This is a genomic window from Corynebacterium kalinowskii (assembly GCF_009734385.1).
Classification (GTDB): domain Bacteria; phylum Actinomycetota; class Actinomycetes; order Mycobacteriales; family Mycobacteriaceae; genus Corynebacterium; species Corynebacterium kalinowskii.
The window spans coordinates 1,782,213-1,806,860 of record NZ_CP046452.1; the positions used below are offsets into that span (position 1 = coordinate 1,782,213).

23 protein-coding genes, 1 tRNA gene and 1 pseudogene are annotated in these 24,648 nt (G+C 57.8%); 11 read left to right on the forward strand and 14 right to left on the reverse strand.

The features are described 5' to 3' along the window. The first annotated feature begins 38 nt into the window (after window positions 1-38). Window positions 39-527, forward strand: a complete 489-nt coding sequence (locus CKALI_RS08475) for a hypothetical protein (protein WP_156192915.1) — start codon at window positions 39-41, stop codon at window positions 525-527. Window positions 528-635: 108 nt separating this feature from the next. After that, a complete protein-coding gene (locus tag CKALI_RS08480) occupies window positions 636-1,268 on the forward strand; it encodes a DedA family protein (protein ID WP_156192916.1) in 633 nt (210 codons plus the stop codon). Window positions 1,269-1,324: 56 nt separating this feature from the next. On the opposite strand, the gene CKALI_RS08485 is transcribed toward CKALI_RS08480, so the two are convergent. Then, window positions 1,325-1,738 carry a YccF domain-containing protein gene (locus tag CKALI_RS08485; RefSeq protein WP_156192918.1) on the reverse strand — a complete coding sequence of 138 codons (414 nt, stop codon included), beginning with the start codon at window positions 1,736-1,738 and terminating at the stop codon, window positions 1,325-1,327. Window positions 1,739-1,765: 27 nt separating this feature from the next. On the opposite strand from CKALI_RS08485, the gene CKALI_RS08490 reads away from it, so the two are divergent. Then, complete coding sequence (locus tag CKALI_RS08490) at window positions 1,766-2,293, forward strand: DUF1707 SHOCT-like domain-containing protein (protein ID WP_156192920.1); 528 nt, start codon at window positions 1,766-1,768, stop codon at window positions 2,291-2,293. On the opposite strand, the gene CKALI_RS08495 is transcribed toward CKALI_RS08490, so the two are convergent. Continuing rightward, a complete protein-coding gene (locus CKALI_RS08495; RefSeq protein WP_156192922.1) occupies window positions 2,282-3,088 on the reverse strand; it encodes a DNA-formamidopyrimidine glycosylase family protein in 807 nt (268 codons plus the stop codon). The genes CKALI_RS08490 and CKALI_RS08495 overlap by 12 nt on opposite strands. After that, window positions 3,088-7,830: an ATP-dependent helicase gene (locus tag CKALI_RS08500; RefSeq protein ID WP_156192924.1), complete on the reverse strand. Its 4,743-nt coding sequence runs from the start codon at window positions 7,828-7,830 to the stop codon at window positions 3,088-3,090. Before CKALI_RS08500 ends, CKALI_RS08495 begins: the two co-directional genes overlap by 1 nt. Window positions 7,831-7,864: 34 nt before the next feature. Here CKALI_RS08500 and CKALI_RS08505 point away from each other — a divergent pair, with 34 nt between their 5' ends. The 5 genes from CKALI_RS08505 (at window position 7,865) to CKALI_RS08525 (ending at window position 10,933) form a co-directional block, all read left to right on the forward strand. Beyond that, complete coding sequence (locus CKALI_RS08505) at window positions 7,865-8,623, forward strand: 3'(2'),5'-bisphosphate nucleotidase CysQ (protein WP_156192925.1); 759 nt, start codon at window positions 7,865-7,867, stop codon at window positions 8,621-8,623. Then, entirely contained in the window at window positions 8,610-9,296 is a 687-nt protein-coding gene (locus tag CKALI_RS08510) for a DNA alkylation repair protein (RefSeq protein WP_156192927.1), read from the forward strand. The genes CKALI_RS08505 and CKALI_RS08510 overlap by 14 nt, the downstream gene beginning before the upstream one ends. An 88-nt stretch (window positions 9,297-9,384) precedes the next feature. Further along, window positions 9,385-10,182, forward strand: a complete 798-nt coding sequence (locus CKALI_RS08515; protein WP_156192929.1) for a thymidylate synthase — start codon at window positions 9,385-9,387, stop codon at window positions 10,180-10,182. Then, the gene (locus CKALI_RS08520; protein WP_156192930.1) at window positions 10,182-10,688 is read left to right on the forward strand and encodes a dihydrofolate reductase; all 507 of its coding nucleotides are present in this window, start codon (window positions 10,182-10,184) and stop codon (window positions 10,686-10,688) included. The genes CKALI_RS08515 and CKALI_RS08520 overlap by 1 nt, the downstream gene beginning before the upstream one ends. After that, a complete protein-coding gene (locus tag CKALI_RS08525) occupies window positions 10,685-10,933 on the forward strand; it encodes a mycoredoxin (RefSeq protein ID WP_156192931.1) in 249 nt (82 codons plus the stop codon). The genes CKALI_RS08520 and CKALI_RS08525 overlap by 4 nt, the downstream gene beginning before the upstream one ends. On the opposite strand, the gene cobF is transcribed toward CKALI_RS08525, so the two are convergent. Both cobF and CKALI_RS08535 read right to left on the reverse strand, forming a co-directional pair. Continuing rightward, entirely contained in the window at window positions 10,923-11,639 is a 717-nt protein-coding gene (gene cobF / locus CKALI_RS08530) for a precorrin-6A synthase (deacetylating) (protein WP_156192933.1), read from the reverse strand. The two genes, CKALI_RS08525 and cobF, sit on opposite strands and share 11 nt — an antisense overlap. Before the next feature lie 65 nt (window positions 11,640-11,704). Continuing rightward, complete coding sequence (locus CKALI_RS08535; protein ID WP_156192934.1) at window positions 11,705-11,977, reverse strand: hypothetical protein; 273 nt, start codon at window positions 11,975-11,977, stop codon at window positions 11,705-11,707. 169 nt (window positions 11,978-12,146) lie between these two features. Here CKALI_RS08535 and CKALI_RS08540 point away from each other — a divergent pair. Continuing rightward, a tRNA-Arg gene (locus tag CKALI_RS08540) sits at window positions 12,147-12,219 on the forward strand. Window positions 12,220-12,245: 26 nt separating this feature from the next. On the opposite strand, the pseudogene CKALI_RS12365 reads toward CKALI_RS08540, so the two are convergent. The 3 genes and pseudogenes from CKALI_RS12365 to CKALI_RS08550 form a co-directional block, all read right to left on the reverse strand. Then, a pseudogene (locus CKALI_RS12365) lies at window positions 12,246-12,467 on the reverse strand (IS481 family transposase); the annotation flags it as partial. Between the two features lie 466 nt (window positions 12,468-12,933). Beyond that, window positions 12,934-14,412, reverse strand: a complete 1,479-nt coding sequence (locus CKALI_RS08545) for a hypothetical protein (RefSeq protein WP_231580443.1) — start codon at window positions 14,410-14,412, stop codon at window positions 12,934-12,936. A gap of 443 nt (window positions 14,413-14,855) precedes the next feature. Beyond that, complete coding sequence (locus CKALI_RS08550; RefSeq protein WP_156192936.1) at window positions 14,856-15,116, reverse strand: class I SAM-dependent methyltransferase; 261 nt, start codon at window positions 15,114-15,116, stop codon at window positions 14,856-14,858. Between the two features lie 252 nt (window positions 15,117-15,368). Here CKALI_RS08550 and CKALI_RS08555 point away from each other — a divergent pair, with 252 nt between their 5' ends. Both CKALI_RS08555 and CKALI_RS08560 read left to right on the forward strand, forming a co-directional pair. Then, entirely contained in the window at window positions 15,369-16,232 is an 864-nt protein-coding gene (locus tag CKALI_RS08555; RefSeq protein ID WP_156192938.1) for a hypothetical protein, read from the forward strand. Between the two features lie 397 nt (window positions 16,233-16,629). Continuing rightward, on the forward strand, window positions 16,630-17,520 hold the full coding sequence (locus tag CKALI_RS08560; RefSeq protein WP_156192940.1) for a DUF1906 domain-containing protein: 891 nt from the start codon (window positions 16,630-16,632) through the stop codon (window positions 17,518-17,520). Here CKALI_RS08560 and CKALI_RS08565 read toward each other — a convergent pair. The 6 genes from CKALI_RS08565 to CKALI_RS08590 all read right to left on the reverse strand — a co-directional run bounded on the left by CKALI_RS08565 (window position 17,509) and on the right by CKALI_RS08590 (window position 24,595). After that, window positions 17,509-18,288, reverse strand: a complete 780-nt coding sequence (locus CKALI_RS08565) for a hypothetical protein (RefSeq protein ID WP_156192941.1) — start codon at window positions 18,286-18,288, stop codon at window positions 17,509-17,511. The two genes, CKALI_RS08560 and CKALI_RS08565, sit on opposite strands and share 12 nt — an antisense overlap. Before the next feature lie 61 nt (window positions 18,289-18,349). Beyond that, complete coding sequence (locus CKALI_RS08570) at window positions 18,350-19,966, reverse strand: solute symporter family protein (RefSeq protein ID WP_156192943.1); 1,617 nt, start codon at window positions 19,964-19,966, stop codon at window positions 18,350-18,352. Between the two features lie 3 nt (window positions 19,967-19,969). After that, the gene (locus CKALI_RS08575) at window positions 19,970-20,317 is read right to left on the reverse strand and encodes a DUF485 domain-containing protein (protein WP_156192945.1); all 348 of its coding nucleotides are present in this window, start codon (window positions 20,315-20,317) and stop codon (window positions 19,970-19,972) included. A 304-nt stretch (window positions 20,318-20,621) separates the two neighbouring features. Further along, entirely contained in the window at window positions 20,622-22,949 is a 2,328-nt protein-coding gene (locus CKALI_RS08580) for an HAD-IC family P-type ATPase (RefSeq protein WP_156192947.1), read from the reverse strand. A gap of 21 nt (window positions 22,950-22,970) precedes the next feature. Next, window positions 22,971-23,726, reverse strand: coding sequence for an enoyl-CoA hydratase (locus CKALI_RS08585; protein WP_156192949.1), 756 nt, complete (start codon window positions 23,724-23,726; stop codon window positions 22,971-22,973). Then, complete coding sequence (locus CKALI_RS08590) at window positions 23,723-24,595, reverse strand: aldo/keto reductase (protein ID WP_231580444.1); 873 nt, start codon at window positions 24,593-24,595, stop codon at window positions 23,723-23,725. The genes CKALI_RS08585 and CKALI_RS08590 overlap by 4 nt, the downstream gene beginning before the upstream one ends. Window positions 24,596-24,648 lie beyond the last annotated feature (53 nt).

Consider the following 24,648-nt stretch of genomic DNA (forward strand, 5'->3'; position numbering starts at 1 on the left):
GGCGGTCCGGATCATCGTTTTCTGACACTATGCGGGGCATGGGAATCAGACACGACGCTTATGAAATTGATCCACGTTTTCTCGAATTGGCAGAACTACAATCGGCAAAGTTCTTCATCAACAGCCCCCAATGCGACGCACATTGTTTGATCTTGGCCTGGGCCATGGGATGGCAATTTGAGGAAAGTCCTCTCAACTCACCAATTGTCTTTGACAACTGGCTCTCGGTGGACAAAGCCTGGCGCCCCTTCCAACAAGTCTTAGCCCCCTCACGTCCCGCATATGCTCTATTTGAGGGACAAGTTACCCATACGGAATCAGGGTGGATTCCCTACTTCGGAATCGTGTACCCAGATCAACTTCAAGCGGCAGTGTCCGATTTGAAAACCCTCACCAATGAGGAAATCGACAAGGCTCTTCCTTGGGAACAGGATCGACAGTGGGTGCGAGATATTTTGGAAAGCCACATCCCAAGGCTCGAAAAGGTCTGCGCTGCGGGTTGGGGGCTGGCCTATCGTATTGGCTAGCCTGGTTCTTTTCGCATTGCGCCCCGCGCTGCCCGCTCTACATGGTGGCCCCCTTCTGATACGCTTTCCCGGTACCGACTTCTTTCATAGATAAGGACCTATGCAATCTTGTCTTCCATCGTTGACTGGGTAGTTTCTCTCATGGCGACGCTCGGCGCTCCGGGCGTCGGTGTAGCGATTCTGCTGGAGAACCTGTTCCCGCCGATCCCTTCCGAGGTTGTCCTCCCGCTGGCCGGTTTCACGGCTGCGCAGGGAAAGATGAACGTCTACCTGGCTTTCATCTTTGCGACCATTGGATCCGTGGTCGGCGCGTACATCCTGTATTGGGTGGGTGCCGCGGTCGGTGCTGAGCGCCTGCGCAAGATTGCCGATTGGATGTGGCTGACCACCCGCGAGGATGTGGACAAGTCGCTGCATTGGTTCGATAAGTACGGCACGTGGTCAATCCTGATCGGTCGCTTAATCCCCGGTATTCGTTCCCTGATTTCGATCCCAGCAGGCATCGACCGCATGAATCTATTCCAGTTCGGTCTGTACACCACGATCGGTTCGTCAGTATGGAATGCGATCCTCGTGACCCTGGGTTACTGGTTGGGCGACCGCTACACGATCGTCGCCGATGTCATCGACAAGTATTCCAACGTGGTCTACGCGATCGTCGCCGTAGCCTTGGTCTGGCTCTTGGTTTACCTGATCCGTCGCGATATCAAGTCCAAGCGTGCTGCTGAAGCGCAGAACTAAAACAAAAACCGGACCTGCCAACATAGGCAAGGTCCGGTTCTTTTTTAAATGTAGAACTACATTTTGACCATTGGCTCGTAACCGAATGGGATGGCATCAGAGTTGACGATTGTCTTGCCGAATGGGAAGCACGTGACTGGAATCATCTTGATGTTTGCCCAGGCCAGTGGCAGTCCGATGATGGTGACGGCCTGAGCCGCAGCAGTGGTGACGTGACCAACTGCGAGCCACAGACCCGCAACGAGGAACCAAATCACGTTCGACACTGCACCGAGCGGTGAGCTTCCATGAGCTGGTTGGACCACGGTTCGACCGAATGGCCAGAGCACGTAATTAGCGATGCGGAAGCTCGCCACTCCGGCTGGGATAGTAACGATAAACAGGCAAGCGATAAGCCCGGCTACCCAGTAGCTGAGCGACAGCCAAATTCCGCCGGTAATGACCCAGATGATGTTTAAGATGGTCTTCATACCCCAAGCATAACTAGGAAGTGCCCAGTGAGCCACGACGAACTCAGACTCTCCGACAATGAACGGATGACCGCCCTCCAAGCGCTCGGCACCCACTACGCCGAAGGCCGACTCGACATCACGGAATTCAATGACCGCACCGAAAAGGCAGCCGTCGCGCGCACCTTGGGCGAATTGCGCCCGCTTTTCGACGACCTCCCCGGCGGCGTCCCCTTCCAGGCCGGTTCACTCACCCCGCAGCTTCCCGTCGCACAGCCGTCCGACGCGTCACAGGAACTGATGGAGCTGAAAAAGAAGGGCGAGCTAGTGCAGAGACTCGATGTAGTCTTCAGCGTGGTTGGTGGCGGACTCTTTTTCCTCGGCCTGATGCTCGGCTGGAGCTATTCCTGGCTAGGCATGTTAGCCGCGGGTGGCGCAATGATGTTGTCTCGGGCTGCGCTGAAGTTCAATGAGTCCGACGAGAAGACCTTTGGAAAGCTTGCCAAGCAGGAAGAGAAGGATCGACAAAAACGCTTGCTGGAGGCAAATAACCGCATCAAGGAGCTAGGGCCCTAGCTGGCAGTTCGGGCACCACCAGATAATCCGTTCGAGTTCATCCACGCTCCACTGCAGCGAGCTCTTGAGGATCGGTGTGCCACACCTACGGCAAGGCCTCCCTTCCCTGCCAAATACATAGCCGTTCTCCCCGGCGCGCTTGACCCCGGTGGTCACGCGAATCGGCGAGTTTCGATTCGCCCACATGATGCGACGGGAAATCCCCAGTACCTTGTCCAGATCAACGTCAGAGACTGGGGTTGCAGGATGGATTCCCGCGAGGAAACACACTTCTGCGCGGTACTCATTGCCGATGCCCGCGAGGTTCTTTTGATCGAGCAACGCCGAGCCGATAGGCCGGATCGGGGTTTCGAGGATGCGTCGTTTAGCTTCGGCGAAGCCGTAGTTTTCCCAGTCGGGGTAGAGCACATCCGGCCCGAGGTATCCCATTCGATCGACGTACTCGTTCGCGGGGAACACCGCCACAAGTCCGAGTTCGAAGCCAACGAGTTCGATCGGTGTGGGCTGTTCGGAAAGCACCAACACAACGCGAGCTTTGTAGCCCTGCTTGCGCCACTTCTCCCCTTTCCTGTGTACCGACCAGGTGCCCTCCATTTTCAAGTGGGTGTGCAACACCTTGCCGCCGGTGAACTGCATGAATAGATGCTTGCCGTAGGGCCAAACGCGTTGCACGCGCTCCCCATCAAAGGACTCCAGAGCGGTTGCCGGGGTGCGCAGCGACGTGGAAAGCACCTCGCGCCCGCGCATGAACTGCAGGCGTTTGGCCAGTTGGTAGACAGAATCTCCCTCGGGCATTAGCGCCTCCTGCCGAAGGGATTGCCAAAGCTCATTGGAGGAGGGTCATCAAAAGAAATGTCTTCCAGGGTGCGCGTGACTGGTTTCCGGGCAGGGACTGTCTGCCCACCGATCCGCAGTCCCTTGGGAGTGATCGACGCGCCTGCTGTTTTCAATGCGCCGAGCATCGGCGTGTCGAACACCGACTCACCGTTGATCTTTTCCACCACAATCCGGCTCATTCGGCCGTGAGATATGACCGCACCCAGCGCCTGGACAACGCGAGTCGCCAGTTGCTCTGTGCTCTCGCCGACACCGTCTGGGAGTTCGTCGAAAAACAGGTTCAGGGTGCGTCCGCCGCGCCCAAGGTGTGCGAGGAGCAGGCCGTCGACAAGCACCACGAGTGCCCCGGCAGCGCGGGTGGGGCGCAGTTCGGTGTCCGGCCATGGCAGCGCCGCGCCGTAAGGGTTGGCGGGGTCAGTCGCCGCCAGGACATAGCAGTGGGGGTCGTCGGCGCCGGAAGGCCAGCCGGAAAGATCGGGGCTATCTGCGAGGCCACGCAGCCTGTCGACGATCGACGGCGTGGAGAACTGGGCGGCGCCCAGCCCCTCGATCAGGTAGCCGCGTAGGGCCTTGCCGTTTTCTTCGAAGCGCGAAAGCACCTTATACGCCAGTGCAAAGCCGCCGAGCACGTCCTCCGCGACGATCGAACCACGCGTGACCACGCCATAGCGATCGAGCCACGCTTCGCCGTGTGCGACCGAACGCGAGGTGGTATCAGTGCTGGGCGTGACGGCAAGCGACCAGCGCCCCAGCATGTCAGGCGGGGTCCCTTGCTGCTGGCTCTGTGCAAAGGAGGTTCGACCCATGCGCAGGCGGCCGCGGGTGGGGCGCCTGGACGCACGATGTGCGGCGCCCTTGACCGAGGTTCCAGAAAGCCGCGCCCGGATAGCACCAAAGCTGTCCGGGGTGACCAGCCCAGCATCGACCAAGCTCCACAGTGCGTCGCGGATTTCGAGAGCCGGGACATCTAGCTCTGCGAGCAGGTCAGCGAAATAGAAGCCGCCGCCTTTACCCAAGACCTCCACCACCTGCTCCTGCAGCGGCGACAGCGCCGCGTCGTGCTGTTCGGGGGCAAGTTCGGCAGCGTAGTCTGCTGGCAGCAGCATGATCCACGGATCCTTGGCCGCCGCGACGCCCGCGCCAAGGATGCGGATCTCACCGCTGGCAGTGAGCTCGTCGAGCATGCCTTGGTGGTAGTCAGAAATGCGGCTCGGCAGAATGAGCGCTTCCCACGCGCTGGCCGGCAAACGCACGCCGGCCAGCTGCTCCAGCACTTGAAACACGCCATCGGCGCCGTGCAGTTTTGGGCTTTCCCCGATTGGAGCGACGCCGAGCCACTCGGGCAGGAAACGGGCGAACGCACTGGTAGAGACTGGCTCTGCTTCCGCCCGCGCACGAGCTAAGCTCAGCGAGCGAATTCTACGCAGCACTTCAACCGCGCAGTACTCCATTGCCTCAACTCCCGCCCGGAAGTGCCCCTCTACCAGTACTTTCTGGCTCAGTGCGCCCTGGATTGCCGCGAGCGCCGTGGAGTGCCCGAGCCCAAAGACCTCAGCCAACTCTGCCACTGTGAAGGGCCCCCGGCTGCGGGCATACCTGTTCACCAGCTGTGCCAAAGCGTCAGTGATGACCGTGGCCTGGGCGGAGACACCAGCGGGGACGGGGATGCCGAGCGCGTCGCGAAGCAGCGGAGCGTCGAGACTTTGGGCGAGGTGGTCGCGGCCAGCGATGCGCACCACCATGACTCGACCTGCGAGCTGATCAAGGGCAGCACCCAAGGAAACGTCGGTGTGGTTTTCCAGGTCAGACACCGGAATCGGTCCGATGAGACGGAGCGTGTCGGCCAGTTCTTCTGCCGTGCGGGCGCGCCGGTCAGGGGTGGTGCGCTGCAGCTGAGCATGGATCTCAGCGATGACATCTTGATCGAGCAGTTCACGCAACTCCACCGTTCCGAGCAGCTTAGCCAGCAAACTTGGATCCAGTGCCAGCGCGGCGGCGCGCTTTTCCGCCAGTGGCGAATCGCCCTCGTACATGAATGCGCCGGTGTAGTTGAACAACAGGCTGGAGGCGAAGGGACTCGGCTGTTCGGTCGTGACCTCGGCAATGCGGATGCGCCGCAAGCCGAGATCCTTTTGTACCTGGGTCAGCTCCGGCAGGTCATAGACATCCTGCAGGCATTCGCGGACGGTTTCCAGGATGATCGGGAAGCTCGGGTACTTTCGGGCGACGTCCAGCAGCTGCGCGGCGCGCTGGCGTTGCTGCCACAGCGGGGCCCGTTTGCCAGGGTTGCGTCGCGGGAGCAGCAAACCGCGGGCGGCGCACTCACGGAAACGGGAGGCGAATAGCGCCGAGTTTCCTACCTGCTCGGTCACGATGTCCCGGATCTCGTCGGCATCGAAGACGAAGAGATCGGCGGAAGGTTCCCGGTCGGACTCGGGCAGGCGCAAGATGATGCCATCGTCACCCGCTACTGCCTGCGCGTCCATTCCGGTGGTTTCTGAAATCCGAGCGCCTACTGCGAGCGCCCAAGCTGCGTTCACTCCCCTACCGAACGGCGAGTGCAACACGACGCGCCAATCGCCCAGCTCATCACGAAAACGCTCCAGCACCAGGGTTTGCTCGTCTGGAATGATGCCGGTTGCTTCCTCTTGTTCGTTCAGGAATGCGATGAGGTTGTTCCTGGCGCGCTCATCCAAGTCGGTGGCAACGCCGGGGTTCGCGTGCACCTCACGACGGAATGCCCCCACCGCGCGCCCCAGTTCGGCAGGACGTCCTGCCTGATCGCCGGTCCAGAATGGCAGGCGTCCGGTGTGTCCTGGCGCGGGGCTGACCAGTACCTGGTCGCGCGTGATGTCTTCGATGCGCCAGCTGGTCGCGCCGAGGGTGAAGACGTCCCCCACGCGGGATTCGTACACCATCTCCTCGTCCAGCTCGCCGACGCGGCGCGGGGCACCCTCGGACCCCACGAGGAACACCCCGAACATGCCGCGGTCCGGGATGGTACCGCCACTGGTGACCGCAACGCGCTGCGCACCCGGCCGCCCCTGGAGTGTGCCGGTGGTGCGATCGAACACTACGCGGGGTTTGAGCTCGGCAAAATCGGTCGACGGGTACACGCCGGAGGCCAGGTCGATGACCGCATCGAAGACGTCGCGAGGCAGGTCACGATAGGGGTAGGCGCGGCGGACGCACTCGTACCAGGTGTCCACGTGCACATCGCTTATCGACGCCGCCGCCACGGTCTGCTGTAGGAGAACATCGAGCGCGTTCTGCGGCACCTTGAGTTCCTCGATGAGCCCTTGGCGCATCCGCTGCACGGTTACCGCGCTTTGCACCAGGTCAGCGCGATGCTTCGGGTAGAACGAGCCTTGAGATACGGCGCCTACCGAGTGCCCGGCGCGCCCCACGCGCTGCAAACCAGAAGCCACCGACGGTGGGGACTCCACCTGTACCACTAGGTCCACGGCACCCATGTCAATACCCAGCTCGAGGGAGCTGGTGGCCACGACGCACTTCAATTCGCCTGCTTTCAAGGCGGCTTCCGTCTGGGCGCGTTCCTCCTTGGACACAGAACCATGGTGAGCGCGAGCAATGATCGCGGGAGCTTTCCCTGCCACATCCACTGATTTCATCAGCTGCGCGGGGTCGCGTCTTAACTCAGGGCTCAGTGCAGCAGGGTCGTGTTCGATCGCGTAGAGCTCATTCAGGCGTGACGTCAAGCGCTCGGCGCTGCGCCGCGAATTCACGAACACCAGGGTGGACTGGGCGGCCATAATCTCTTGGTAGAGCTCCTGCTCAATGAATGGCCAGATGGATTTTTGCTGCGGCAGTGCGGACTCCTGTGCCGGTGTCGGGCCGCCAAAACCGTGCGGATCATCGAGGACCGCTTCCCCGATCGGAGAGCCTTGATCGGGAGTTGGCAGGTCCGACAGGTCATCGACCGGAACATGCACATCCAGCTGCCAGCGCTTTTCCGACTGCGGGGCAATCAGGCTGACTGGGCGGTCGCCGCCCAGGAACGCCGCCACCCGTTCGAGCGGACGAACCGTGGCGGACAGGCCGATGCGTTGGAAATCGCCCGCAACCTCGGCCAGTCTTTCCAAAGTGAGAGACAGGTGGACACCACGCTTGGTACCCGCCATGGCGTGAATTTCATCGATGATGACGGTGTGGACCTCGTCGAGGATCGCCGCAGCCTTGGACGTGAGCATGAGGTACAGCGACTCTGGAGTGGTGATGAGGATATCCGGCGGAGTTCTGAGTTGCCGGTTTCGCTCGCTGGCTGGGGTATCTCCGGAGCGCACCCCAACCGTGACTTCCGGCTCTGCCATCTCGAGCCTGGCGGCAACCCTGCTAATTCCAAGCAGCGGTGCCCTCAGGTTGTTCTCCACATCCACGCCTAGTGCCTTCAGCGGTGAGATGTACAGCACTTTTACTTTCCCGCCGCGGCGAGTGGGCCGCAGCGGGGCGTCGATAAGCGCGGGCAAGGCAGGCTGCTCCGGCTGATCGACGAGTGAATTGATCGCCCACAAAAACGCTGCAAGAGTTTTACCGGAGCCGGTCGGGGCGACAACTAGCGCATGCGACCCGGCCGAAATTTCTTCCCACGCTTGCTCCTGAACGGGCGTCGGAGCTGCGAAAACATCCGTGAACCATGTCCGCACATGTGGGCGGAAGCGGTCAAGAATGTTCGTAGTCATGCTTCTATGTAACCAAACAACTAGCATGAATCATATGACTGCTTCCATTGATGACGCACGCCTTACTTTCCGACTGGCCCTCGGCACCGGTGAGATCCTGAAGGGTGTCCGCGGTGTAGGTCTGCTCCGCGACCGCGCGCTTGGCGACGCCGGCGACGACCTCGCACAAAACTGGATCGCCCGGGTAATCGCCCAGCACCGCCCAGAAGACGGCGTGCTCTCCGAAGAGGCCGCGGACGACCAGTCCCGCTTGGCCAAGGACCGCGTATGGATCATCGACCCACTCGACGGCACCAAGGAGTTCGCTGGTGGCCGCCAGGACTGGGCAGTGCACATCGCGCTGGTAGAAAACGGCCAGCCGATCCAGGCTGCCGTTGCCCTGCCTGACCTCGGCGTTGTGTTCAGCTCCGAGGAGTCCAAGGCCGTCACCGGCCCGCTCTCCCGCAAGATCGTGGTCTCTCGTAACCGCGCACCAAAGGTAGCCCAGCACATTGCAGATTCCATGGGCTTCGAGCTCACCCCCATGGGTTCCGCAGGAGCAAAGGCCATGCATGTTCTGCTTGGCGACGCCGATGCCTACGTCCACGCAGGTGGCCAGTACGAGTGGGACTCCGCCGCACCGGTAGGCGTGGCCAAAGCTGCCGGTCTGCATTGCTCCCGACTGAACGGTGATCCTTTGTCCTACAACAACAAGGACACCTACATGCCAGATCTGCTCATCTGCCGTCCTGAGCTGGCCGAAGACATCATCGGGCATGCAGCGGCATACCTCGAATCACATGGTTCTTACTAGTCAACTAGCAACCGTTCTGCGTCCAGCGTTTGCCGAGCTCGCCGACCCCGAGCGAGCGGAGGCACAACAGCGGTACCTCAAAACCACCGAACCTATGGTGGGCATGGTCACCGCTGATTTGCGTCGGCTGGTTAATGTGCACTCCCTGGAGGTGCTCGGCGCTGATCCTTCCGAAGCTGTACTGCTGGCGGAAGTCAGCGCGCTTTGGACGGAGGCAGCCACTCGCGACGAGCGACGAGCCGCAATATTCACGCTCACGTTGCCGCGCTATCGGAAACGGCTGACGCTCACCGCCATGGGTTTGGTGAAACAGATCGTCCGCGAGGGCGCCTGGTGGGACTTAGTGGATTCGGTAGTGAAGGTGCAGGAGCACATGTTCGCTGCCTACCCGACTGAAGCATCAGCCATGATGCGTGAGTGGGCCCGCGATAAGGACATGTGGGTGCGTCGCTACGCCATCATCAGCCAGCTCCACCGCAAGGCAGATGTGGACACTTCGTTGCTCACCGAGTGCATCGAGCCGAATCTGGCCGACCGCGAGTTTTTCATCGCGAAAGCCATTGGCTGGGCGCTTCGCGACTACGCCCATTACAACCCATCGTGGGTACGGGCATTTGTCGACGCCCATGAGTTGCAGCCACTTTCCCGGCGCGAGGCGCTCAAGCACTTTTAAGCAGGTCCCCGGCGACTACCTCCAATGTTCGTGGGGTCTTCATGGGGCACATCGATATTTCGATGGACTTCCGACTACGGTAGTAGTCATGATTTCGACCCCTTATGAAGATTTGTTGGCCAAGATCCTGCGCGAAGGCGCCAAGAAGGATGACCGCACAGGAACCGGCACAACCAGCCTGTTCGGCCAGCAGATCCGCTTCAACCTCGCAGAGGCGTTCCCGCTGATCACCACCAAGAAGGTGTACTGGAAGGGGATCGTCGGTGAGCTGCTGTGGTTCTTACAGGGCTCATCGAACGTGAAGTGGCTACAAGACAACAACATCCATATCTGGGATGAGTGGGCCGCTGAAGACGGCGAACTGGGGCCGGTTTACGGCGTGCAGTGGCGCAGCTGGCCGACACCTGACGGTGGCCACATTGATCAAATCAGCCAGGCACTGGAGACGCTAAAGAATAACCCGGATTCCAGGCGAAACATCGTCTCTGCGTGGAACGTTTCGGAAATCAAGAACATGGCGTTGCCACCCTGCCACCTGCTCTTCCAGTTCTACGTCGCGGACGGCAAGCTCAGCTGTCAGCTGTATCAGCGCAGCGCCGACATGTTCCTCGGGGTACCGTTCAACATCGCCTCCTATTCCCTGCTCACGCACATGTTTGCGCAGCAGGCTGGCCTGGAAGTTGGCGAGTTCATCTGGACCGGCGGAGACTGCCACATCTACGACAACCACGTGGAGCAAGTCAAGACTCAGCTGTCCCGCGAGGCACGCGCCTACCCTACGCTGCAGCTGAACAAGGCTCACGACCTATTCAGCTACACCTTTGAGGATTGTGTCGTCGAAGGCTACGATCCACACCCTGCGATCAAAGGCCAGGTCGCCGTCTAGTGTTGCAGGCGATTTGGGCGCAGTCCCGCGACGGAATTATCGGCGACGGCGTCGATATGCCCTGGCACTTGCCGGAGGACCTTAAGCACTTAAAGGCAACAACGCTGGGATCCCCAGTCATCATGGGCCGTGCTACCTGGGAATCCATTCCCGAGCGCTTCCGCCCACTCCCCGGCCGCGAGAATTACGTGCTATCCAGCCGTGAGCCCGGCGACTGGTCGCGTGGCGCTCAGGTGATCACCACACTGCCGGACACGGATGCCTGGATCATGGGAGGCGGTCGCGTCTACGCCGATACTCTGCCCCAGGTCACCCGCGTCATTGTCACGGAAATCGACACGAAGCTGAGCTCAACGAAGAACGCGGTCTATGCGCCAGCGCTGGATGAGTTTAAGCTGGTCGCCGAGACACCTTGGCAAATCTCCGAACAGGGCCATCTCCTGTCGGATCCAGACAAGACCCCGCTCAATTACCGATTCCTCACCTACGAAAGGAGCTCCCGATGAGTGAGCTCACCCTGTACACCACCGAATGGTGCCCGTTCTGCCAGAAGCTCGTCGCCGCCCTCGACGAGGCGAAAGTCCCTTACACCAAGATTGATGTCGAGGAAGACGCCGAGGCTGCGGCGTGGGTCGAGTCCGTCAATGGCGGAGACCGCATCGTGCCGACCGTGAAGTACCCGGACGGCTCCTACGCCACCAATCCGCTCCCCAAGGTGGCCATGCGCAAGTTCGCGCGACTTACTTCCTAAGTAAGTAAATGTCCATGATCCAGCCGTGCTTTTCTCGAAGCGCGGCTTTTTCTTGTGCCAGGTCAATGCCGATCTCGGAGACGAGGCCGTGGCGGAGCACTTGCTTGTCGGTCCCCAAGTAGGCACCCCACCAGATCTCTGCATCAGGCGCGTGCATCCAGGCAGCCCCACCATCGAGCATGACCACAGCATTCGTCATCGGGCCATCCACCAGCGCGCGGCCAGTGGTGATGCGGATATCTTCGCCAATCCGATTGATCAAAATCCCATGGGCGGCAGTCAGCGCCTGCACTGCGGTAATCCCTGGGGTCACGGTCACCGTGGCATTTAGCCCGAGGCCACGCATCCGCTCGATGATGCGCAGCGTGGAGTCATACAGTGATGGATCGCCCCAGACCAGGAATGCGGCAGTGCCCTCGGCGGGGAGGGCGTCGAGAAGCAGCTGTGCGCGCTCTTGGTGCCACCGCTCCACCTCAGCCTTATAGTCGGCGGGGTTGCGGTCGCGCTCGGGGTCGGTCACTGCGACGATCGGGGTGCCGGGCGCATGCTTATCGACGATTTCCCGTCGCGCATTGAGCAGATCGGCCTTCGTGTCACCCTTGTCCAGCGCCACCACTACATCCGACCGGCGCAAAGCCTCGACGGCTTGCAGAGTCAGATGATCTGGGTTTCCGGCACCGATGCCGATGACTTCAATGTGCTGCATAGTGTCCATTTGTAGCAAAAGAAAAACGCCACCTACTTCATGTGGTGGCGTCGCTTCGTGTGAAACTAGCTCAGATCCTGGAAGATCTCAGCCATCTCCTGTGGAGACAGGGAGCTGGTGTTCTGGTTGAACTGCACAGAGAAGATCTGCTGCAGGTAAAGCTCGCACATAGCAGAGAGCTGCTTAGCATCGTACTTGTTGAGCAGCATCATGCGCTTGGTGGTGCCGTCCTCAAGGATTTCTTCCACGGAGAGCACAGGAACGTCGTTCTTAGTGATAATACGAGCCAAGATGTCGCGGCGGTTAACGTCAGTAAAAGTTGGCTTCAGCTCGGCCATGGGAAACACCTAGTCCTTCTAAGTAATTGACAAATCCTTGTTCTAGCCTAAGCCCAACCGCCCTCGTTTCGCTCGAATTCCAGTATTTCAACCCCCAAAAGTGTCCCCCGAACACATGATTTGGTCACCGTTGTCAGTGCGCTAAACTCTTTTCAGCAGCAATTGCGTTGCCCTCGTAGCTCAGTGGATAGAGCACGGCTCTCCTAAAGCCGGTGTCGGAAGTTCGATTCTTCTCGGGGGCACATTGTGAAGTCTCGAGACATCGTTCCTACGGTGTTTCGGGACTTTTTCTTTTTGTGTTGCCCCGGGGTGGGGTGAGTTCGTTGTCTTTTTGGTTGTAGCTGATGGTTTCGTCGTTGAGCGTTTAGGCGGCGATTTTTGCCCCGGTAGCGATGATTCTGATGTCGACGTGGTGGTCGATGCACATCATGGTGATGGGCTCTCCTGCCCATTGGCGTCCGATATATAGGCGGCGTAGCTGGCTGTGCCAGTAGGGTTTCGATGATGATTGTGGGTGACGGCTTGCCTGAGTTCTTCATTGTCTATGCATGGTGGAATGATGTCTCAAGACACGGGCATTGCCAATTCCTGGGCAGTTCGCCCCATTCGATGTGAAACCGGATCGATGTTGTAGGACATCCCTGCAGGCCAAGGCGGAACGATCTCATAAGACATACAGAACGATGTCACCGAACCAGACATTCTCGGGGGCACTACTACGGTCGTGACCTCACAGCCGTTTTCCAGCTTTACTAAACAATTTGTCTAAAATGCCACTGCCTATGTCACTAGAACAGTGCTTCCCCATCAGCTTTGGCTGAGTCTGTTATCCCGCCAGCCGACAACGCAACGAACTACATTGATACCCCACTATGCAGGAGGTTCACTGACCGAGTATGAGCCAAATCACTCTCGACAACCTTGCAGTCGTCAGGACTCAGCGCACCAAGTGGAGCCTAGCCTCCATGTTCCCCTTCAGAATCGCTGTTTTGCTCACCAAAGTTAAACACATCAGCTCGATTCCAACGATAGTTGCTATTCGCCTTGGTTAACCGAGCGCTTTCCTGTTTCCACTCCTCGTCTGTCAACAAACTTGCCCAGTTGTCATTTGCTAAATCTTCTTGCGATTTCGGATAAAACTCTTCGATATTGTTTATACGACTCCAGGTGTAATCCATAATCGGATTATCAGGGTCTATTTGGAAACAACACCAGGCCCGAAGCCAGTTGATGCCCTGATCTGCTGTTCGAACGATTTCTGCTAGTTCAGGATAGTCATTGTCAGCATGCTTGATACCTTTGTACGCGGCGTTAAATCGGTTAGCCCATAGTTCAGGATGCATCATTACAATCCTCGGCATGCTGAGACATACCCGTTTCAAATAGACGGGGAAGTTTTCAGCTAGAGTTCCCCGCTCCGATTGACCTGGGATTCTATGCCCGAATTCCTCTACCGCAACCGCTACATTTAATAGCCGATTTTCCCAAGAAATCTTTTCAGATAAAGCTCGTTTTAGAGCATCCACACCCGGCTTGTTATTCGCCCAGAACTCTAGCCAGCGAGAAAAAACTTCTGGATTCTCCGTGGAGTATCGAATTAACGCCTCAGGATCTCGACCTTCTTCTACATCAAGCAAAGCATCCTCGTTACCTAAGGATTCGACTCTACATTCCCTCCAATAGTCAGGATTGATTGGTTGATGATTGAAGTTAAGTATCGGATTGCAACTAGAGCTAACACTTCGCTGAGTAAATCCAATTGGTTGACCATATATGATCGAAAGAAATTCCAGAACTGCGGTATGTTCCTCAATCGCAATATCACGTTCTTCTGATTTATCTAACTTGGTAATAATTCGAGCAATACTAAATGCTTGTATCCCCTTGCCAAGTCCGATTGACTCAGTACGAGCTTCAAGAATGATCTCATGCTTCAACTGTCCTCGAAACAGAATTGACTTCGATTTCTTGAGATTGATCTCCAGCCAGTTATTGTCGTCTCCGTAGTTCGAATCGATAAGCTCTGCATCCTCTCGCATCCAGTGCCGCAGCATCGGCACGTACGAGACAACTTCAGATGCGTTCTCCCATGTCTTGCCATTTCCATCGAAAATTAGGTGTTGAGGTTGCAGTTCCCACCGTTCAACTCCCTGAAATGGCCCCGCGCCACGGACTTGAATTGTCCAGCAGTTTGCTACCTCGACTTGCCCCAACTCATCTATGAAAAGGAAGTCAAAAGGATGGCTCCAGGCATCGCGAGGATTGACTGAATCTGTCCAACGATTCTCAGGCTCGACGTAATCCGAAACTAGTGAGATCACACATCGATCTTCTTGTCGTGATAACGCTGCTGAAATTGGCGCTTGGTCATCTGCGATTATCCAACCTTGCCGATCCCGCTCCGAAGTCAAAACATTCTTGGTTTTCAATTCCATGCCAATCTGAAAAAGAACTCATTAGCCCTGCAAAAATGGATAACCCCCATTTTAGCTTTACCGTATTACCGTCTGTTCACGGTTTGCTTGCAACTGCCGACGGAGAATGCAGGTTTCGGCACTCATCGAATGTCTGAAAAGTAGCCGTCGGATGCATGCCAAATGCACCTAGAATGTAGAAATCGTCGGTCATGAAGTGCGCATGAATTGATCGTAGAATGCTCACAAAGTGCATGAAGACTAACACCGCTAAGTGCCCCGTACCGGCAGAGCCGACACCCAAGACAGAGATGACATTATCCCCGCTTCGAAAGGTGTGTCTCATGTCTTCTGCGTCCCCAGTCCGCCTCAATTCTGAAGTCCCTGGTACTCTCGGCTTCTACGCCACCAACAGCATCGTAGGTGAATCCGGAAATACTTTCTGCATAGTCTTTGAGCGTTTATCACAAGAAAGGTGTAGTAGAGGGCTCTTTCTCAACTGCAACTACATCAACACTCGTATCTGGAGAAACTTCTTTAATTCGATCAATGACTGTGACAGACAGAATATCGGTACCAGCACCTGGATCAAGCAACCTGACAGATTTCCTACAAAAATCTCGACCTACCAGCATATCTGCCATGACCGAAGCTACTGTCGACGCCGTGAAGAACTGTTCGGAAACGTCTAAGTTTTCTCGCCCAATCTTGTCAAGTGCTTCCACTCTTCAGACTTCTGCACGTTCAACTAATGTCACCAAGATCCTCGCCTCCAATTCCAAGTATTGTATTACAAGGATTCACAGCGTTTGCCCTGGCACTCCAGTTGCTGCACATCGAACCAACCGTATTGCGAGGCGTGGGGTGCCCCCAATCTCTTGCTGTCTCGGACGGTTAGAAATCCGCAGGAATACCTTTCCCCTGCGGATTTCTTCATGTAGAGAAAGATCATGCTCGCCGGTAGATACGATTAAGCAATGGCAATTCACCCTCACAACGCCCTAACTCTCGAAGAAGCCGAATGGCTGGATCGCATTAGGGCGATCGAACCGAAAGCTCAAGAGTGGCTTGAGCTAACTCGCACACCACCGAAACCCGAGGAACGAAGCTCCTTAGCGTGTGACTCTCTCGGAGAATTGGAAATGGATGTTGCTATCTACTACCAGCTCTGTATTGCGATTGAACACCTCCACTTCGCAATCACGTCCATCACTCAAATGCAGAGGACTTACCCTACTGCTTACATGACCGTCTGCCGAACTGGATTGATTGCATCAACTAATGCCCTGTGGTTACTTTCTGGCCCAACCCGGCAAGTCCGACAAAAGCGACTGTGCATCATGAAATCTCAGGAGTTTCAAGAACAGATCGCGGAATTCAATTCAATCCCCCGACTTGACGGATGGGAACCAGATAAGACGGAATCGCTCGTCGCACAGATAAGGGCAAAACAAGAATGGCTGCAGAAAATCGTTGAAACAGCAGGATTGGGCATCAACGTAGAGAAGCAGAAGCTGAATCAAACCGACGTCATTGAGCAAACAATCAAGGAAAACTTTAAGGGCGACGATTCAGACACCAAGTGGTTTCGATACGGAATCTCGAACCAGTGGAGATCGGGTAGTGCAGCAGCCCATGCCCGCTCCCAATACGGAATGAAGCAACTGGGAGCAAAAGTTCCCGAAGCTATCGCAAAGGGCCAGAAGATTGTCACGCTTACCGCCAGCTTAGACGGTGAGATCGGTCCTGCAGTTTCCGGAGTATTCATGGTCTTGAAAGAAGCGATCCGAATCTTTGGACTTCGATCCGTGTGTCACTTACGACCAGGTGACAAGCCATGACACACCGATAGTTCTCGAAGAAAGACTGGCCTCGCGCCCTACGGGTGGAGGCGATTCTTAAGGGAATCATGCTAGATCACCCCTATCAACTGTGCCGCGGCAGAAAGATAGATGGTCCTGCGGGCCTAGGCGGGCTTTGCCTGCAATCTTTTGGGCCGCGGCACAGCCCCAGGAAGACCCAGTTGCGGCAGGTTAAGATCAGATAGGCTCCTAAAGCCGGTGTCGGAAGTTCGATTCTTCTCGGGGCACATATATTAGGCCGAATTCCCATTGCTCAATGTTGGGGATTCGACTTTCACATTTCTCCACTCCCCTAGCCACCACCCCATCTAGTTGCTATTGTGACTGTTGTTCATAAAAAGAACTCATGAGTTAATAAAAGCAACTGGAGTTTCCTGTGGTCCTCTCTCGTCGTTCGTTCCTCAAAGCCAGCGCCCTGGCCGCTGTTGCGCCAATCGCTGCCAGCGCCGTCGATAAGCTCCCTGCAGCTCACGCACTCGGCGCGCCCGTCGGCACTGTTATCGACTACTCCGGCGGCGTACCAAACGCGCAGGATGTCAAGGCGCGGGGCCACCTCGGCGCTGTCCGCTACGTATCCGAGCGACGCCCGGGTGCTAACTGGATGCTCGGCAAGCCAGTTCGGATCGATGAGACCAAGGCTTTCTCCAACGCAGGCCTCGAGGTTGCATCTGTGTACCAGTTCGGTCGCGCTGAAACCGCAGACTGGCTCCAGGGCGCTGCAGGCGCGGCTATCCACGCCCCACAGGCCATCGCCCTGCACACCGCTGCCGGCGGCCCAACCGGACGCCCGATCTACGTCGCGATCGATGACAACCCAACCCGCGCCCAATACGACGGCCAGATCCGCCCCTACCTGCGCGCGTTCAAGACCGCACTGGAAGGTGCCGGCCTGCGACTAGGCATTTATGGCAACTACAACGTCATCGACTGGGCTATCGCCGACGGCCTCGGCGAATTCTTCTGGATGCACGACTGGGGCTCCGCCGGCCGCATCCACCCCCGCACCACCATCCACCAGAAGGCCAAGTGGCAAGAAAATATCAGTGGCGTTGAGGTCGACATCAACAACGTGTACGCACACGACTGGGGCCAGTGGAAGCCAGGCTATGCCCCAACCCCTGCGCCGGGGCAGATCCCCGCTATCCCGAACACGGATCAGCTCTCCAGCATGCTGCCACCACAGCTTGGCAATGTGAAGCTCCCAAGCCAGCAGCAGATTAACGACGCCATCAACATGGTGAACAAGGCACGCGGCCTATCGAGCTAGTACAGGTTCCACATGACGCTTGACCAGCGCGGTCAGGTCGTCCGCGGACCCCTGCACGGCGGCGGCTACCACGAAGTCGTCGCCGAAGCTTACCGACGAGTGCAACTCCCTATCATCCGACCATCCCCATTTCGTGCCCCGTGCACCCGGGAGGGTCGAGGTGCCAAAGTTCTGCTGGTAGCCGTCGTACGCAAACTCGTGGCTATAGTGCATCGCATCCAGGAGATCGGAATCCGGATCGTGCTGCAATTTCAATCGCAGGAACTTCACCACGTCATATGTTGACGTCTGGCTGGTCCCCCAGGTCTCGCCTGCAAAAGTCGACCACAACTCGTAACGACGTGCAGTGTCATCGATAGCTTCCGGATACTTCTCCATTAACTGATCGGCGACGACATCGTCCGAGGCTTCGATCATCTCAACGGCCGAGTCGTGATCCTCTTTATCCCCTGTGAGTAGCACATAATCAGCGATATACAGCTTGGCCAAGCTGAGCGCGGGGCGCGGAAACCTTTCGGTAGCACTACCGTGGTGCTGACCATCGGAAAGTCGCACGAACGTCAACTGAGTCCCGCCTGGATACTCGGAAAAATTGTCTAATGCTTCACGATCGACATAGTCGCTGAGCGCGGCGACGCCCTCTTCCAGCAGAGGCAACTGAGGTGGCTCCACTGCCGTCTCATCTAGGGTGATGGTGCCCACGACAAAACTCCCCAGGATGCCCAGGACCAGCAAGCCTAGGCCGATGCGAGTGGAAGTTCGAGTCACGAAAAAGATAGTAGCCCGCGTCCCAGCAAAGCTGGAATCGCGGGCTACTTGAGAGTGAATACTAGTGGTCGACCGGAGCTTCCACACCGACGCCGGTGAGGGAACGGACTTCCATTTCAGACTGCAGATCATCCATGTTGTCCGGCTTACCGATGAAGGTACCGACGATACCGCCGAGGAAGCCGAGTGGGATGGAGACGAGGCCTGGGTTCGCCAGCGGGAACCAAGCGAAGTCAGCGTTCGGGAACATTGCCGTAGCCGAGCCGGACACTGCCGGGGAGAACACGATCAGAACCAGCGCGGAGAGCAGGCCGGAGTAGATCGCCGTGACAGCACCAGTGGTGTTGAACTTCTTCCAGTACAGCGAGTACAGGATGGTTGGCAGGTTAGCGGACGCTGCGATAGCGAAGGCCAGGGCCACCAGGAAGGCCACGTTCTGGCTCATGGCCAGGATGCCGAGGACGATCGCCACGACACCGATGACAACTACGGTGATGCGGGAGACGCGGACCTGTTCTTCTTCCGTGGACTGACCATTACGGATGATGGAGTGGTACACGTCGTGTGCAACGGAAGCAGAGGCAGTAATCGCCAGACCTGCAACCACAGCAAGAACCGTAGCGAAGGCAATCGCGGAGATGATGGCCATGAAGAAGGAGCCACCAAGTTCGAGTGCGAGCAGTGGTGCTGCAGCATTTGCGCCGCCAGGAGCTGCCTTGATGCGCTCTGGGCCAACCAGGGCTGCAGCGCCGTAACCAAGAACCAAGGTCATCAGGTAGAACGCACCGATGAGGATGATAGCCCAGGTTACAGACTTACGAGCTTCCCTAGCCGTTGGCACGGTGTAGAAACGCATCAAAACGTGTGGCAGACCTGCAGTACCCAGCACGAGTGCGAGGCCCAAGGAGATGAAGTCCAGCTTGGAGATCTCCGTCTTGCCGTACTTCATGCCTGGCTTCAGCAATGCTTCGTTGCCGCCGTGGGCTTCGACTGCCTTGGTGAACAGCTCGTTGAAACCACCCTTGACTGCGAAGAACACGAGGCCGGTCATGATAACCACGGTGCCCACCAGGAGCACGGCCTTAATCATCTGGACGTAGGTGGTGCCCTTCATGCCGCCGATGAGGACGTAGGCAATCATGATGATACCGACGATGACCACGACGATGGCCTGCTCAGTCTTACCATGCAGGTTCAGCAGCACGGCCACGAGGGAGCCGGCGCCAGCCATCTGAGCGATCAGGTAGAACAGGGACACGAAAAGAGTACCCATGGCAGCTGCCATACGAACTGGCTTTTGCTTCAGGCGGAAAGACAGAACGTCAGCCATGGTGAACTTACCCACGTTACGCAGTGGCTCAGCCACCAGCAGGAGGGCTACCAGCCATGCGACGAAGAATCCGATGGAGTACAAGAATCCGTCGTAGCCCGTCAGCGCGATCGCACCGACGATACCGAGGAACGACGCTGCCGAGAGGTAGTCGCCGGCGATGGCAAGGCCATTCTGGGTACCGGTGAAGGAAGCACCACCGGTGTAGAAATCCGATGCGTCTGAAGTCTTTTTGCCCACGCGCATCACGATGGCCATGGTGACCACGATGAAGATAACAAAGACGATGATGTTGAGAACGGGGTTGCCGGTGTTGGACTCGGCTGCGAGAAGGTAAGTGTTGGACACCTTTTACATCCCTTCCATTTCTTGACGAATCGCGGTAGCACGCGGCTCGATGTTCTTGTTAGCAAACTTGATGTACACCCACGTGATGATGAAGGTGGTGAGGAACTGAAGCAGTCCCAGAACGATGCCCAGGTTCATCTTGCCGAACACCTTGGTAGCCATCAGGTCTGGCATGTAGGTGGCCACGAGCACGAAGCCGATGAACCAGACAAAGAAGAGAACGGACATAGGGAACGTAAAATTGCGGAAAGTGGAGCGCAGTTCTTGGAACTGAGGGCTCTGCTGCATCGCGCGGAACTCCGCGGCCGTTGGTTCACGGCGCGTGAGCTGCGGGTGAGATCCGGTGCTCATCGTGGCGGTCCTCTCGCTTTCTTGAATCTTGCAATTTCTTGCAATTGTCTAAACAGGGTGACGGTCGTGACCCAAGGCTTCACCACCTTGACAGTGTGTAGCCGGTCACAATTTCCGCTTGCAAGTGAAGTTACCTAGCTCACATTGCAATGCTGAACTCTTCTGCCCAAGAATTTAGTTAGCAAGTTAACAACCACCCCCACAAGCATGGCTGACCTTTATCTATATAGAAAAGCAATTCACCCCCATGAATGCCATTCACCACTATTTGCAAATCTTGTTAATGGTCTGAAAATTGCAACTATTAGCTTCGCAAGCGACGCAATAGCCAACTTTGTGTTGATGGCGAAAGTAGTCGCACGAGCTCAATCGCGGCAGCACCCGCGAGACCGGTGAGGAGGGCGTCGACAAGCAGCTGCCCATTGCTGGCATCCAGCAGCAACCACCGCTGCAGCACCGGGATCAGGAAGATTGCGAGGTATCCTGCGGCCCCTGCGCCAATCAGGGCGATCTTCCACCACGTTAACGGGCGAGCAACGACGCCGAGCACCCACATCGCCATCGTCAGCAGCACCGCGAGCGTGGCAGTGGACACCTGACGATGCTCCACCCCACCCAACTCCGTCGGGTAATGCCAGACCCAAAAGCCAATGGTAAACGCCGCAATGAGCAGTCCGAACGGCACCGCCAACCCCAGCACCCGACGCACGAAGCCCCCACGAGCGCGCTCGGTGTTAGGCCCGAGCGACAGCACAAACGCCGGGATGCCGATGGTGAACCAGCCGATCATCGTCACGTGGATGGGCTGAAATGGGTAGGCCAGCCCCCAGATCCCCATTACCGCCGCGAGCACCAAGGAGTAAATCGTCTTGGTCAGGAACAGGTTGGCTACTCTTTCGATGTTGCCAATTACTCGGCGGCCCTCAGCAACGACGTGCGGCAAGGTAGCAAAGCTGTTGTCCAGCAGCACCACCTGCGCCACCGATCTACTCGCGGGAGCACCCGAGCCCATAGACACACCGATATCTGCCGCTTTGAGCGCGAGCACGTCGTTGACACCATCACCAGTCATTGCCACGCAGTGCCCGGCGCGCTGCAGCTCCTCGACCATGTCGCGTTTCTGACCAGGATTGACGCGGCCAAACACTGCGGCGCTAAGTACGTCTCCTGGCTTGAGGTTCCGGGCGTCCACAATTTCGCCCTCGATGCCCACTTGCCGCGCAACCGCCCCAACAGATACCGCATTGTCACCCGAGATAACCTTGACCGCCATGTCCTCACGGGTGAAGAACTGCAGGGTTGCGGCTGCATCGGCACGCACCTTTTGCTGCAACACGACCTTAGCGACGGGTGTAACGGTCGCCAGTGTCACATCATCCAGCGAAGGTACCTGGCCCAGCAACAACACACGCAGGCCGTTGTCCGAGTCTGCGGCCACGCGCTCAAGCACGGACGGGTCCGAGCAGAGCATATCCGGGGCGCCCAGCACCCAACTACCCCGCGGCCCAAGATCCACACCCGACCACTTGCGCGCGGAATCAAACGGCTCGGCCCGCTCGACCTGCCACGCTGTTTCTCCGGCAACCCCCTCGCCGATCGCACGCATGGTGTCGTTGGGCCGGTTGTCAGCGGCGACCATCGCGCGCAGAACTGCTTCAGGCTCGATATCTAGGTTTGCCAGCTTTTCCACGCGCAGCAGATCCATCCGGTTCTCAGTAAGTGTCCCTGTCTTATCCAGGCACACCACGTCCACGCGCGCCAGCATCTCGATCGCGGCGAGCTCGTTGACCAGCGCTTGTCGACGCCCCAGACGCACCACCCCCACAGCGAACGCAATAGACGTCATGAGTACAAGCCCCTCTGGCACCATAGGCACGAGGGCGGCCACCATGGCCAAAATCGCTTCATTGAGTGGCGCCTCGGTACGGCCAAGCTGCGTCCAAATAGTGAGTGCGCCGGTGGGAATCAACAGCCAGCTGATGATCTTGAGGATTTTGTCAATGCCTCGCTGCAGCTCGGAATCGGTGAGCGAAAAGGCGCCCGCAGCTGCGATGAGCTTGGCAGCATAGGCGTCAGGGCCGATAGCGGTGGCTTGGTAGGTGCCTTCGCCAGCAACCACGAAGGAACCGGAGAGTACCTTGTCTCCGTCTCGCTTGACCACTGGATCCGATTCGCCGGTCAGCATGGACTCATCCACTTTGAGCTCAGCGGCCGACCGGATCACTCCATCCACCACAAGTTGGTCGCCGGCGCCGAGTTCGATGAGATCATCCAGCACGATCTCTCCTTGCGCGACCTGAACTGAGACACCATCGCGAATCACACGGGGCTTGGTTTCGCCGAGGATCGACAGCCGATCGAGCGTCCGCTTTGCTCGAACCTCCTGGATAATGCCGATACTCGAGTTCGCGATAATGAGCAGGCCAAAAGCGCCGTTGATCCAACTACCTGTGACCATGACGATCGCGAACAGCACCGCAAGAATGGCGTTGATCCGCGTGAAGACGTTGGCACGCACGATTTGCCCGACCGTGCGCCCTGTCTTCCGCGTGACCACATTGACCTGCCCGAGGCCGCGCCGATCCGAAACTTCTGTCAAGGAAAGACCGTGCGGTGGGGTCACAAAGCTCATGAGAGCTAATGATAGTGCAGGTTACCGGGCCTTAAATTCAGGTGCGCGCTTTTCCTTGCGTGCGATGCGAGCCTCCTGAGCATCCTCGCTCTGCCAGACAGCGAAGTAATCCTGCTGTTGCTTGGCGGAAAGTTCGAAACCGAAACCGCCGTCGTTAAGCACGCTCTTGAGGTGCCGCATAGACAGGGGCGCGTTTCCAGACACTTCGTGCGCATAAGCAAGAGCATCGTCCGCATTGCCACGCAGGTGCACGAAACCGACATTGTGGGCTTGGTCGACGTCCATCTTTTGAGCAGCGAGCAAAACGCCACGGGAGACGGAGCCACCGAGCAGCTCGACGCTGCGACGAATGGTCCAGTTGTCCAAGGCGAAACCGAGCTTGGCCGGTGGGACAAGGAACCAGGCGTTCGGGCCAACAACTCGCAGGTCACAGGCTAAGGAAAGCTGGACTCCCGCACCAACCGCTGGACCTTGAATGTCTGCGATGACTGGTACGGGACAGTTCATGATGGAGGTGAGCATGTGCTGGAGCTTGGTGTGGAAGTTATCCCCATATACTCCGCCGGCATCGTCACCAAGGTCGGCGCCAGCGCAGAACGCACTCCCCTCCCCGCGAATGAGCACCGCCCGAATCGGGGCTTCATTCTCCAGGGAGATGTCGTTCACGGCATCGGCAATGTCCATGCACAGCTCGGCGTCGAGGGCGTTGCGGCGCTCGTCACGATCAATCGTGAGGATGAGCACGCGCCCATCAACGTCCTGGCGGAGATTGCTCATTCGTTCGTCCCTTCGGGCTCGGGGAATACAAGTGGGTCCGCTCCTCGACGCCCCTGGTCTGGGCCGTTATCCAGAGCGGTGATGGCAGCCATCTGCGCGTCAGAGAGCTCAAAGTCAAAGATGCCAAAATTCTCCGCGATCCGCTCAGGATTGCTCGAACGAGGGATAACAAGGTTGCCAAGCTGAAGATGCCAGCGCAAGATGACCTGCGCGTTTGTGCGCCCAGTTTCCTCAGCGAGCTCGCTTATCGACGCCAGATCCACGATCGCTCCCGACCCCAACGGGGACCACGCGGCGGTCACGATACCGTGTTCCTCGTGGTAGGCACGCAATTCTGGCTGCGAGAAACCGGGATGAACCTCGATCTGGTTGCACACCGGGGTGATACCGGTCTCTGCGATGAGTCGGTCCAGCACCTCTGGGTAGAAGTTGGATACGCCGATGGACTGCACCTTGCCAAGGCCCTGGATCTTCGCCATTTCCTCGAACGAGCGCACATAGCGGTCGGCTGATGCCCATGGCCAGTGGATGAGGTACAGGTCCAGGTAGTCCAGGCCGAGGCGTTCCAGCGACTGGTTGAAACCGGTGGCAGTATCTTCGCCCTGCTGGTTGTGCCACAGCTTGGAGGTGACGAAGAGCTCGTCGCGAGTGACCTCGCCTGCTGCGATAGCGTCGCGGATCGCCTTGCCCACGGCTTCTTCATTCTGATAGATGGCCGCGGTGTCGATGTGGCGATAGCCCACCTCAATGGCGGTGCGCACGGCGCGCTCTGCTTCTTCCTCCCGCAACTTCCACGTACCGAGGCCGAGCTGCGGAAACTCGGTGCCATCTCGGAACTGGAGAGCCGGACTAATTGTGGCTTCAGTCATATCTCCCATTAAACGCGTTTCGGGCCACGCCTGCATCAAAATTCTTAAATCTT